Genomic DNA, 11,189 nt, shown 5'->3' on the forward strand with positions numbered 1-11,189 from the left:
GGCGGGGGGCGAGCCGCCAGAATTCGGTCCATGCCGCGGCCATGCCGGTACACGCGACGAAGGGTTCGCCGGCGAAGTCGTCCGGGCGCACCGATTCCTTACCGGCCAAGCGATGGGTGGCCGGTACGAGCAGGACCCGGGCCTCGTCGTACACGATGGTCACGTCCAGACCATCGCCCGGAATCGGCAGCGGCGTGCGGGTGACGAGCGCGTCGACCCTGCCGTCGGCGAGCGCATCGGCTTCGTCCCAGTTCAGGTGCCGGGTGCGCACGTGGGCGTCGGGATGGTTACGGCGCAGGTCGCGCACCGCGGGGGTGATGACGAGGTCCTCGACGTAGCCGATGGTGATCGTGCGCGACGGCGCCGCGGCGCGGGCCGCGCGGGCCGCCTGGTTGGCGGTCTGCAAAAGGGACTGTGCTCGCGGAAAGAATGCCGCGCCGGCCGCGGTGAGCCTGCTGCCTTGGGTGGTGCGCTCGAGCAGGCGTACCCCCAATGTGTCCTCGAGTCGCTGGATCTGGCGGCTCAGTGAGGGTTGAGCGACGTGCAACGCCGCTGCCGCCCTGGCGAAGTTCAGGTGCTCGGCGACGACCGTGAAGTACCGCACCAATCGCAGGTCGAGATCCACATCGGCCGTCGAGGGCAGGACTTCGCTGGACACATCAGCGACTGTACCCGTTATACCGACTCCGCATAAAGGGATACGAAACAGGTCTTGGACGGCCGGCTCAGCCGGTTGTTGACTCGATGTTGTCCCGCCAGGGGCCGCCGATTCCAGAAACCAGGGGATATCCGATATGGGCAAGTACGCGGACAAGAACGTCGTGATCACGGGCGGCAGCAGCGGTATGGGTCTGGCCACCGCCCAGCTGTTCGTGGACGAAGGGGCGCATGTCCTGATCACCGGACGGGACCAGGACAGGCTGGATGCCGCCCAGGACCAGCTCGGCGAGCACGCGATCGCGGTCCGCAGTGACGCGGGATCGCTGCCCGATATCGAGGCGCTGGCCGATCGTGTGAAGGCCGAATTCGGCACGGTCGACGCCTTGTTCGCCAATGCCGGCGTCAATGGTTTCGCGCCGTTCGAGGCGACGACCGAGGAGCTGTTCGACCAACTGCTGACCATCAACGCCAAAGGCCCGTACTTCACCGTGCAGAAGCTCGCTCCGCTGATGACCGAGGGCAGCGGCGTGGTCATCACCACTTCGGTCTCCAACATGCTGGGTATGCCGATGCTCAGCGTGTACTCGGCCAGCAAGGCGGCACTGCGCTCGATGACCCGCACCCTGGCCCGTGAACTGCTCCCGCAGAAGATCCGCGTCAACGCGATCAGTCCCGGCGTGATCGACTCCGGAATCCTGGAGAAGTCGATGCCCAAGGAGGCGGCCGAGCAGATGAAGGCGCAATTCGCCACGGACGTCCCCATGCTGCGCGTGGGCACCACGTCCGAAATCGCCAAGGCGGTGGCGTTCCTCGCGTTCGACGCCACCTACACCACCGGCGCCGAACTCGTCCTGGACGGCGGTGGCTCTCAGCTCTGAGCCCCGGCGCCGACGAAGGCCGAGATTCGGCAAAAGCGCGAAAAACGTGACCGGTAAAGCAAAGGAGCTGACATGACGCAGGAGACCACAGACGTCGCGCCGCTGAAGCGGGACGGCAGCCTTTATCTCACGGGAAACTACGCGCCGGTCCACGAGGAGGTCACGGTATTCGATCTCGGAGTCACCGGCCGGATCCCCGCGGAGCTGTCCGGCCGCCTGCTCCGCAACGGACCCAATCCGATCACCCCGGTGGAAAACCCGGTGGACTATCACTGGTTCAACGGGACGGGAATGGTCCATGGCGTCCGGCTGCGCGGCGGCAAAGCCGAGTGGTATCGCAATCGTTTCGTCCGCGGTTCGGAGGTACTGGCGACGCGGGGAGGTCCGCCGGTAGCGGGACCGACACGAGGATTCGACAACTCCAACAACACGAACGTGATGAAAATCGGCAAGGAGGTCTACGCGATTTCCGAGGCCGGCTGCCTCCCCCTGCTTCTCTCGTATGAGCTCGAAACCGAGGCGCGGTCCGATTTCGGCGGGACGATGGGCGACGCCTTCACCGCGCACCCTCGTGTCGATCCACTGACCGGGGAGACACACGCCGTCACCTACGTGCCCCAGTACGAAAAGGCTCAATATCAGGTCGTCACGACCGAGGGCTCGGTGCGGCACCTCGTTGACATTCCCCTACCGGGACGCCCGATGGTGCACGATATGGGCCTGACGACCAAATACGCCGTCATCATGGACATGCCGGTCACGTTTTCGCAGGCGGCAGCGATGAGCGGTGACGCATTGCCGTACCGCTGGGACCCAGGGCATGGTGCTCGCGTAGGTCTGTTACCACGGCACGGTGCCGCGGAAGACATCGTGTGGTGCGAGTTGCCCGGCACGCCCTATGTATTCCACACCGGCAACGCCTACGACGCCGAGGACGGTACCGTCGTGATGGATGTCGCGCGTTATGAATCGATGTTCCACACGAATATGCTGTCACCGCTCGATGATCCGGCTCGCTTCTACCGTTGGACGATCAACCCGGTGACCCGCCGGGTGACCGAGCAGATGCTGGACGACCGCGCGCAGGAATTCCCCCGGCACGATGAACGTCTGGTCGGCCGGAACGCCCGCTACGCCTACACGATTTCCTCCGACGACATGCCGAAGGGCTTCACAGGACTGCTGAAGCACGACCTTCGACAGGGAACGGTCGATAGTGTCGACTATGGGCCGGGCATGTTGACGATGGAGACGGTCTTCGTCCCGTCGTCCGAAGACGCCGCGGAGGACGACGGCTGGCTGATGGCCTACGTCCACGATGCCACCACCGAACGCTGTGACGTGGTCATCCGGCACGCCCAGGACCTTGCCACCCCCGTGGCGACCATCCATCTCCCCGTGCGGGTGCCCTTCGGTTTCCATGGCAATTGGATCGCCGACTGAAAGGGATATCGCCGTGATACACGTCATCGCGATCGTTACGGCTCATCCGGGTAAGCGGCAGGCCATTCTTGACGAGCTTCACGCCAAGGTTCCGCTGGCGCTCGCCGAAGAAGGGTGCATCGAATACACCGTCACGGTCGACGCCGATGTGGTCGGCCCCATGCATACCCAGACCAAGTTCGGCGAAGATACGATCATCATCATCGAAAAATGGGAAAGTCTGGACCATCTCGAGGCGCATAGCACCGCACCTCACGTCGAAGAGTATTTTTCCGTGGTCAATTCCTTGATGGCGAGCCGTGTCGTTCACTTTCTCTCATCCACCCGTTGACCGCGGGGCGTGGACCGGAATGTTCGCCGCTTCGGCTGCTTCGGACATGCGATCGTCATAAGTGAGGAGGGCGGCGAGCTCTGTTCCGAGGAGCCGGGCGGTGGTGAGGTGGATGGCGTCGAGCGAGCGCAGCAGTGGGTCGGGTTCCACCATCGCGCCACGAACGACTTCTTCGTCGATCGGGACGTATTGGAACGCGTCGAGCAACCGCTGGGCGTCCGGAATCAACGCGGGCCAATGGCGGGCGACAGCTCGGGTGACCTCGATCCGCAGCAGGTCGGAGCTGACCCAGTCATCGTCGCGACGCTCGCGGTAGAACGCCAGGAACTCCTCTGCATGCTCCTCGGCGGCCAAGAGCTTGAACGCCGCACTGGTGTCCAGGTAGTACAGGCCCACGTCTACCAGCGTTCGCTTTCGCGCTCGGCAAGCAGCGCGCCGGTCAGTGGACTCGGGTCCCCACCCGCGACAGGGTGCAGACGATCCGGCACATAGCCGGCATTCTTGGCCGCGCGCAGGCGTCCTTCAGCGTCGAGACGAGCCAGAATCGCGGGTCGCTCAGGCCTCGCGATCGGCACCAGGCGCGCGACGGGTGTGCCGTGCTCGGTGACCTCGATCGTCTCGCCACGGCGCACGCGGGCGATCACCTCGCTGGTGTGATGGCGCAACTCGCGCAGCCCCACAGAGACTTCGGGGAGTACCGTCATACCGCGAATGTATCACATCGATGTGATACATTCGCGGGCTCGTCACGTGGTGAGGTCCACATCTCGATCGCGCAGGTAATCGAGGTAGTGCTCGGGTCCGCCGTGGGCGAAATCCTGGGCTCCTTCCCGGGTGAGCGACAGGGTGCGGTCACGGTGGAGGTGGATTGTCGTGGTGGCGCGGCGAGCCATGCCCGGCTGGGCGGAGTCCGATACCTCGATCACCGGCACGGTGGGCCCGAATACCGTGCGGGCGTGGGCCGCGGTAGCCACCGGTGGTGTTCCGGTGCGATTCGCACTGCTCACATAGAGGAGACCGATGTCGGTCAGCAGATCGCGCAGCGGCGTCCATCGAGCTCCGAACAACAAGGCGTGGCCGTCGTGGACCGCCGGAGCCAGCCAGTGCGGATAGCGATTCTCGTCGACCGGCACCAGCAGCGTGACCATCTCGTCGACCAACAGCCGGCGGGCCAGATCGGCCGCCGCGTGGTCCAGGGGCAGCGTGGCAGCCAGCTCGGACCACAGTGCGTCGGTGGTGATCCACACTGCGACAGGCTGGCTCGCGGGGCGTGCCTTGGCGAGATTGACCACTGCCGGATCGGTGGCGGTGACGACATGGGTCAGCGGCGGCGGGTTGGGCACGACGACAGCCGATCCGGCCCGCAACGCCGTCAGCGCCCCGCCGATCCCGGCGGTCACCGGGACGCCCGCAGCGTGGAAAGGAAGCCGGCGAACTCGACGTCCGGGATCACCGCGTCGTTGCGCTGGTAGGCCTGCGTCTTGACCCACCGCCGCACCGCCGCGGTGTCGCCGCGGTGAAGGTCGTGGCCAAGGCGTTGGGCGACCGCGTGGACGACACGGTCGCTGGCCAGATGAGTGAGCACGACGGTCGGGGTGATCCCGACCAGCTCAGGGTCAAAGGGCTGGAAGGTGGCCGGCCGGACGAACGGGGTGCCGGTGGAGATCGTGCCGACCCCGGTGCCGACGATGGGTGTGGTCACCGACAACGGCACGCCGGTCTCGGCCGACACCGCTTTCGCGATGGCCGACAACGGGGTCAGGTCCGGTGGCGCGGGCCAGAGGCCGGCCGGCAGGCCGAGCTGGTCCGCGCGATGGGCCAGCAGGAACAGCAACTGCTCGGTGGCCACCATGCCGCTCCGTTCGGCCATGCCCAGCCAGGAACATGCCGCGACCCGTACCCCCGAACGGACTGCCGCGATCGTGTTGGCCACCCCGAGCCCCAGGTCGTTGTGCAGGTGCGACGCGAGCACGACCCGGTCACTGACGGCGGCCCGCAACTCGGTGAACAACCGGGTGGTCTGGTCCGGGAGCAGGTCGCCGATGGTGTCCGCGATGACGATCACGCCGGCACCCGCATCGGTCACCGCCTCGGCTCGGTCGGCGAGCAGTCCTACCTCGGCGCGCGGCGCGTCGGCGAAACACACATCGACGGCCACCTCCGGGGCGGTGTCCCGGGCCGCGTGCACGAGATCGGTCACCGTGGCCAGTGCCGTGGCTGCCGGCTGGTGCACCATCGCATCGGCGATTTCGTCGGACGAGGGCACCACGATCATCACCCGTGCCTGTGGCGCCCCGGCCACCGCCCGGCATGCCTGGCGCACGTCGTCCACGGTGCCCCGGCACACCGCGGCCGGGCTCACCGCGTCAGCGGCCTCGTGGGCGACCCGACGGGTCGCGTCGAACTCCTCATCGCAAATCGCGGGAAACCCCGCGGCGAACACCACATGTGCCGGCCCGTTCTCACCGAAGATGCGGCCCTGCGCCCGGGCCAGCGACACCCGGAATGCCGCACTCATCAACGTTTTGGCCTGCGCTCCGTCTCGTGCCGACTCCTCCCACAACACCATTCGGCCTGCCACCGCGGATGCACGCACCAAGTCAGCAATCACGGTTCTCCAGTCAACAAGACTGAGTGGTCGGACGGTTGGAAGTTCTTCAATGACACCGATTTCCGGCCTCTTTGGTCACCCCCGGAAGGCACTTCAGGACATCATCCAGGATCACGTCTGTAATCACTTGATCATTCTCAGTGATCATGCTGTGCTGGCTGAGATCCCCGGGCAACGCCTGATGGGATCGTGATTCGTTCTTCTAGGGGGAGTCCATGAGGCATGTGGAAAATGGTCCGGACCAGGTCCGGCACCTGCACACACTTGGTCCGCGCGGCACCAATCTGGAAGCCGCGTCCCACGAATGGCTGCGCCGGCGTGGTGCAGCGGGGACGGTAGAGCTGCACTCCTCGATCGAGTCCGCGCTCGACGTCGTTCCGGACGACGGACAGCATGCGCTGGTCGCCTGCGCGGTTTATCCGGCGTTGCATACCTTGGTGTTCGGGAACCTGCACCGGCTGCACATGGTCGACAGTTTCATCATGCCGACGCACAACATGGTGCTCGCCACCAAGGACGTCGACGTGCCCGCCACGGTCGCCTCGCATCCGGCACCGGCGGGTCTCGTGCCCGCCGGTACAGAGATCCAGGAGGTCCTGAGCAACTCCCGGGCGGCCATCGAATGTGCCGAAGGGCGCGTCGAGGGCTGCATCACCACCATCGTCGCGGCGCAGGACCACGGACTGCGCGTGCTGCGGGACTTCGGCGCCGTACCCATGGTGTTCACCGTCCATCAGGTGCTGGCGGTCGACGCCGGGGACGAGTCGCTGCTCCCCGCGGGAGCGGCCCGGTGACCACAAGCGTTGCCACCGCGGGAATCCCCGCGGACCTGCTTGCCGACGCCGACGAACTGACCGGGTCTCTCATCCCGGACGTCGACCGCTTCCGGGCGCGTCAGGCCGACGACGGCACCATTGCGGGAGCGACCGGCGAAGACCGTGTGCTGCTCGGCCAGATCCGCGACGAGGCATGTGCCTGGTACGAGCGGCACGGATGGCACGACCAGGCAGCGGCGCTGGCGGCCGACGTCGACGACTGGCTCGCGGCCGGCCTCGACACACGGCCGCACTTCGCACGCACGCGAGACACGCTGCGCGTTCCCGAGGACGGCTCGGCTGTCTTCTTCCTTGCACCGCTGCAAAGCACCAACAGTGCGCCGCCCGTGGGCAAGCGACTGGACTGCTTCTTCGCCCTGCGCAAAGAACCTGCCGCACTGCCCGAGCTGGCCTTGTCGTATCCGCACCCCAAGAACAACTGCCAGTCGCTGGTTCTGATCACCGGCAGCGCAGGATTCCGGCAGGGCAACTGCCTGGTGTTCTTCCCGGAGAACGTGGCCGCGCACGACAAGATCACCGAGCAGCCGTACGCCATGTTCTTCTACAACAAGATGCGGAAGATCCACGAAACCTACGCGCTTCCCGGAGCGGCGGCCGTCCTGACTCCGGAGTCCCTCCCCCGGGCGTCCACGGGCCTGGACCCGGACGTGTGCTTCGAAGCCCGCGCTATCTGGGGCTATCTGCACGACTCGATGCACTACCAGGGGCTTTGGCCGTTCGACGAGCACATCTCGCTGAAGATGAACTGGTTCGTCGGCCTCCTGGAGGAGATCAAGGTCGACGCCAAGACCGTACTGGCTTGTGCGGACAACGGTGTCGTCCCGTTCGCCGCGGAACAGATCGACATGATCCTGCTGGAGCGGGTCTTCCGCTACCCGCAGGCGGACGACGCCACCCGCAACTTCGACTCGGGCACCGGGGTCTTCCTCTATTCCTGGCTGCGTGAACACGGTGCGCTGGCCGGTTCCCCGGCAGACGGCGGCCTGCTGCGTTTCGACCGGGCCAAGACTCTCGACGCACTGAGGGAATTCGTCGCCACAGTGGAAAAACTGGAGGCGGACGTCACGACCGACGACGCGTATCGCGCGGCGGCGAAGGAACTGGTCCGCAGATATCTTCCCGCTCCCGAACCCGCTCCTGCCGGTTCGCCACGGCAACGCTACGTCTTCACCGAGGACCAGCAGGTCCTGCTGCGGGCCAAGCAGGGGCTGGATGAGATGCCCGCGTTGGAGTTCGAGCGGGCGGAATGGTGATGGACACGCCCCTGCGCGCCAGCCGGGGCGGACAGCTTGTGGTGCCTGCCCTCTCGGCGCTGATGATCACACTACTGGCCGCCGGCTGGCTGCTCGCCGGGCATCTGGTCGACGGCGCACCCCCGCTGCTGGTCGCGGCGGGACGGACAGCCGCCAGTTTTGTGGTCATCACCGTCGTCGCGCTGCTGTACCCACGGTCGCGGTCCGAGGTCCGGGCCGCGACCGCCCGCGGCGGAAGTGTCGCGCTACTGGCCTTCCTCGGCTTCTTCGCGTACTACTCCGGAACACTGCTCGGGACCGGCTTCATCGGAGCATCCCGGGTCGGCCTGATCGTGTCCTTGTTGCCCTGCATCACCTTTGTGATCGGAGTCGTCGCCTTTCGCGAGCCTTCCACGGGTCGCAAGGTCCTGGGCACGGTGCTGGCCGTGGTCGCGGCCCTCGGATACGCCCTGGCCGACGCCTCCGCGGGGAACGGCGCAGGCCCCGGAGTCGGCGGGAGCGCCCTGGTGAGCGGAGGGCTACTGGCACTCGGCGGCACCTTCACCTACGCGGTATACGGCTACGTCTACCGGCGGCGCATGGCGGACGTGTCCCCGGTTGCCGCTCTGCCCGCCATCACCGGGGCAGGCACCGTCATGCTGGGGCTGACAGTCGTCCTGTTCGTCCCGCTCGGCGGTGTCTCCCTGGCCGACTGGGGCGGCATTGCGACCCTCGGCGCGGTCCTGACCGCTCCGGTCTTCCTCATTTCGCACGAACTCATCCTGCGCAAAGGCCCGTTGTTCACCTCTGCCCTCGCACTCGTCGTCCCGTTCCTGGTGCGACTGGGAGAGTGGGCTCTGGGCCGGGAGGCCGCGCCCGGACCGCTCGTGCTCCTGTTGCTCCTGCTGTGCGCGGCAGGTGTGTGGCTCACCATCGGCGGTGCCCGCCCTGCCCAGCGCGCCGCGGTCGAGGCGGATCCGGATGAGACGCATACCGGGCAAGGGACCTCGTGATGACAACGCACCACCCCAGGCCGACCGTCGTACTGGTCTACCAGCGCATCTCACTTCCCTGGGTGTTCGAGAGTGCGGAACGGGCGGGGATCGATCTCGTGCTGATTCCCCGGCCCGACGAAGCGGTGTCCGAGGACCGGTTGCCGCCCGCCGTGGTGGACGTACTGCGGCTGGACATCGAAGCGGACCGGGCCGCCGCGCTGAATGTCTTGCGGCGACGGTACGAGCAGAACACCTTCCAGGGCATCGTCACTCTCTACGATCCCGCCGTCCCGTTCGTCGCCGAAGCCGCCGAACTGCTCGGGCTGCCCGGTATCGGCCGCGACGTGGCACTGGGCGCGCAGGACAAGCGGGTCATGAGGGCGCGTCTGGCCGCGGCGGGCCTGAACGTGCCGGGTTTCGTCCGGCTGGACGACCCGGCCGACTGGGAGAAGGCGGCGAGCTTGGCCTTCCCCGTGGTGGTGAAGCCGGCACACGGTTTCTCCAGCCTCGGCGTCACCAAGGCGGAGTCCCCGCATAGCCTGAAGAGCGTCGTGGACCAGGTGTGGCAGACCTGCGCGAGCAAGCTCGGGCAGGTGGACGGCCTGGTGGTCGAGGAGTACCTGGACGGCCCCGAGTTCGCCGTCGAGTCCCTTGCGCACGGTGGTGACGTGCGGATGCTGACCATCGGCTACAAGGGCGACCCCCAAGGACCGCACTTCGAAGAGGGTGTCTACCGCGCACCGGCCGCCTTGTCCGAGACCGTGCAGGACGACATCTGCCGCGAAGTGAAAGCCGCGCACCGCGCCCTCGGCATCACGGATGGGCCCACCCACACGGAACTGCGACTGCGCGGTGGGGTGACGCCGTATCTGCTGGAAATCGGGGCCCGGATCGGGGGCTCCGGGGTGTCCCAGTACATCGCCTCCGGGGTGACCGGCATCGACTTCGCGGCGCAGGCACTGCGGATCGCCGCCGGGATCGCCACTGAACCCCTGGGCTCCGGCACGCTGCCGGCGCCGGTGGCGGCTGCGGCAAACTACATCGTCCCCTGCAACGGGTCCGGACGGATCATCGCGATTCACGGCCTGGACGAACTGCGTGCCGATCCCAGGGTCGATCATGTCGTGCAGATGCTCTTTCCCGGCGACATCGTGCGGCCCTATCCGGACTTCACCGGCTATCCGGCGTTCGTGCTGTCCCGGCACGCGAACATCGCCGAGGCCGAGGAATTCCACCAGTTCCTGGACCAGGCCATTCGCATCGACTACGGCCACGAGGAGCAGGCGTGATCTCCGTTCCGTTCGACGACCGTGATGGCGTGATCTGGCTGGACGGAGCGTTTGTGCCGTGGCGCGACGCCCGCCTGCACGTGCTGTCCCATGGCCTGCACTACGGCGGCGGCATCTTCGAGGGCATTCGCGTCTACGACGGCCGGCCGTTCAAGCCCGTCGAGCACTTCCAGCGCTTCCACGACTCGGCACGGGAACTGAATTTCCGCATCCCTTTCAGCGCCGCCGAACTGGACGGCGCCATGCGGGAGACCCTCCGGCAACAGGGCATCGCGGACGGGTACGTCAGGCCGGTGGCGTGGCGGGGCAGCGAGCAGATCAGCGTGTCCGGGGCGGGAACCTCCGTCCACGTCGCGATCGCCGCCTGGGAGTGGCCGCACGTATTCGCCGGCGACGCGCACAGCCGTGGTATCCGGCTGCACACGTCCCGATGGCGGCGTCCTTCTCCCGCCACCGCGCCGGTACAGGCGAAAGCGGCATCGCTGTACAACATCTGCACCCTCGCCCGCGACGAAGCAGAGGCAGCGGGCTGCGACGACGCCCTTCTTCTGGACTTTCGCGGATACCTGGCGGAGGCCACCGGAGCCAATCTGTTCCTGGTGATCGACGGAGCCCTGCACACGCCGACCGCGGACACCTTCCTCAACGGCATCACCCGGCAGACGGTCCTGTCCCTCGCCAAGGACCTGGGGATTTCCGCCCACGAACGGCACATCCAGCCCGGGGAACTGCGCCGTGCCGACGAGGTATTTCTCACCGGCACGGCCTACGAAGTGCAACCGGTGCGGGCCGCGGACGGTCATTCTTTTGAGATCGGCAGCGTCACCACGATGTTGTCCAAGGCATACACCGATCTGACGCGTTCCGGTCAAGGCCACGGAGGGCCCCGCAGGCCAGGCTGATCCGGACCGAGC

13 protein-coding genes are annotated in these 11,189 nt (G+C 66.8%); 8 read left to right on the forward strand and 5 right to left on the reverse strand.

From position 1 onward, the window contains the following. Nucleotides 1–658: LysR family transcriptional regulator (locus tag GKO32_RS16230; protein ID WP_312868000.1), on the reverse strand; the 658-nt coding region annotated here is incomplete at its 3' end. A gap of 136 nt (nt 659–794) precedes the next feature. On the opposite strand from GKO32_RS16230, the gene GKO32_RS16235 reads away from it, so the two are divergent. The 3 genes from GKO32_RS16235 to GKO32_RS16245 all read left to right on the forward strand — a co-directional run bounded on the left by GKO32_RS16235 (nt 795) and on the right by GKO32_RS16245 (nt 3,312). Beyond that, nucleotides 795–1,538, forward strand: coding sequence for a glucose 1-dehydrogenase (locus GKO32_RS16235; protein WP_154757711.1), 744 nt, complete (start codon nt 795–797; stop codon nt 1,536–1,538). A gap of 72 nt (nt 1,539–1,610) precedes the next feature. Then, nucleotides 1,611–2,981 (forward strand): carotenoid oxygenase family protein, encoded by a 1,371-nt coding sequence (locus GKO32_RS16240; RefSeq protein WP_154757712.1) that lies wholly within the window; start codon nt 1,611–1,613, stop codon nt 2,979–2,981. A 13-nt stretch (nt 2,982–2,994) separates the two neighbouring features. Next, nucleotides 2,995–3,312: a putative quinol monooxygenase gene (locus GKO32_RS16245; RefSeq protein WP_208024428.1), complete on the forward strand. Its 318-nt coding sequence runs from the start codon at nt 2,995–2,997 to the stop codon at nt 3,310–3,312. Here the strand turns inward: GKO32_RS16245 and GKO32_RS16250 are convergent. From GKO32_RS16250 to GKO32_RS16265, 4 genes are read right to left on the reverse strand one after another with little or no spacing between them, the layout of a single operon-like run. Beyond that, a complete protein-coding gene (locus tag GKO32_RS16250; RefSeq protein ID WP_166459595.1) occupies nt 3,298–3,708 on the reverse strand; it encodes a type II toxin-antitoxin system VapC family toxin in 411 nt (136 codons plus the stop codon). The genes GKO32_RS16245 and GKO32_RS16250 overlap by 15 nt on opposite strands. A 2-nt stretch (nt 3,709–3,710) precedes the next feature. Next, nucleotides 3,711–4,016, reverse strand: a complete 306-nt coding sequence (locus tag GKO32_RS16255; RefSeq protein WP_154757715.1) for a type II toxin-antitoxin system Phd/YefM family antitoxin — start codon at nt 4,014–4,016, stop codon at nt 3,711–3,713. Nucleotides 4,017–4,058: 42 nt separating this feature from the next. Continuing rightward, complete coding sequence (locus GKO32_RS16260) at nt 4,059–4,712, reverse strand: Sua5/YciO/YrdC/YwlC family protein (protein WP_154757716.1); 654 nt, start codon at nt 4,710–4,712, stop codon at nt 4,059–4,061. Further along, nucleotides 4,709–5,881: a hydroxymethylglutaryl-CoA lyase-like TIM-barrel protein gene (locus GKO32_RS16265; protein WP_154757717.1), complete on the reverse strand. Its 1,173-nt coding sequence runs from the start codon at nt 5,879–5,881 to the stop codon at nt 4,709–4,711. Before GKO32_RS16265 ends, GKO32_RS16260 begins: the two co-directional genes overlap by 4 nt. 257 nt (nt 5,882–6,138) lie before the next feature. Between GKO32_RS16265 and GKO32_RS16270 the strand changes: the two genes are divergently transcribed. Genes GKO32_RS16270 through GKO32_RS16290 form a run of 5 tightly spaced genes read left to right on the forward strand, consistent with a single transcriptional unit; the run spans nt 6,139 to nt 11,177 of the window. Beyond that, complete coding sequence (locus GKO32_RS16270) at nt 6,139–6,717, forward strand: type 2 periplasmic-binding domain-containing protein (RefSeq protein WP_154757718.1); 579 nt, start codon at nt 6,139–6,141, stop codon at nt 6,715–6,717. Continuing rightward, nucleotides 6,714–8,012: a DUF6421 family protein gene (locus GKO32_RS16275; protein ID WP_208024429.1), complete on the forward strand. Its 1,299-nt coding sequence runs from the start codon at nt 6,714–6,716 to the stop codon at nt 8,010–8,012. The genes GKO32_RS16270 and GKO32_RS16275 overlap by 4 nt, the downstream gene beginning before the upstream one ends. After that, nucleotides 8,012–9,004 (forward strand): DMT family transporter, encoded by a 993-nt coding sequence (locus tag GKO32_RS16280; protein ID WP_166459596.1) that lies wholly within the window; start codon nt 8,012–8,014, stop codon nt 9,002–9,004. The genes GKO32_RS16275 and GKO32_RS16280 overlap by 1 nt, the downstream gene beginning before the upstream one ends. Next, on the forward strand, nt 9,004–10,275 hold the full coding sequence (locus GKO32_RS16285; protein ID WP_154757720.1) for an ATP-grasp domain-containing protein: 1,272 nt from the start codon (nt 9,004–9,006) through the stop codon (nt 10,273–10,275). The genes GKO32_RS16280 and GKO32_RS16285 overlap by 1 nt, the downstream gene beginning before the upstream one ends. Further along, nucleotides 10,272–11,177, forward strand: a complete 906-nt coding sequence (locus GKO32_RS16290) for a branched-chain amino acid aminotransferase (RefSeq protein WP_208024430.1) — start codon at nt 10,272–10,274, stop codon at nt 11,175–11,177. Before GKO32_RS16285 ends, GKO32_RS16290 begins: the two co-directional genes overlap by 4 nt. Nucleotides 11,178–11,189 lie beyond the last annotated feature (12 nt).

The sequence above is a fragment of the Amycolatopsis pithecellobii genome, assembly GCF_009707865.1.
GTDB lineage: Bacteria > Actinomycetota > Actinomycetes > Mycobacteriales > Pseudonocardiaceae > Amycolatopsis_E > Amycolatopsis_E pithecellobii.

Coding starts and splice junctions, on each gene's coding strand:
- GKO32_RS16280 (WP_166459596.1), top strand. CDS start 8,012: ATGGACACGCCCCTGCGCGCCAGCCGGGGCGGACAGCTTGTGGTGCCT.
- GKO32_RS16240 (WP_154757712.1), top strand. CDS start 1,611: ATGACGCAGGAGACCACAGACGTCGCGCCGCTGAAGCGGGACGGCAGC.
- GKO32_RS16285 (WP_154757720.1), top strand. CDS start 9,004: ATGACAACGCACCACCCCAGGCCGACCGTCGTACTGGTCTACCAGCGC.
- GKO32_RS16265 (WP_154757717.1), bottom strand. CDS start 5,881: ATGGTGTTGTGGGAGGAGTCGGCACGAGACGGAGCGCAGGCCAAAACG.
- GKO32_RS16255 (WP_154757715.1), bottom strand. CDS start 4,016: ATGACGGTACTCCCCGAAGTCTCTGTGGGGCTGCGCGAGTTGCGCCAT.
- GKO32_RS16235 (WP_154757711.1), top strand. CDS start 795: ATGGGCAAGTACGCGGACAAGAACGTCGTGATCACGGGCGGCAGCAGC.
- GKO32_RS16270 (WP_154757718.1), top strand. CDS start 6,139: ATGAGGCATGTGGAAAATGGTCCGGACCAGGTCCGGCACCTGCACACA.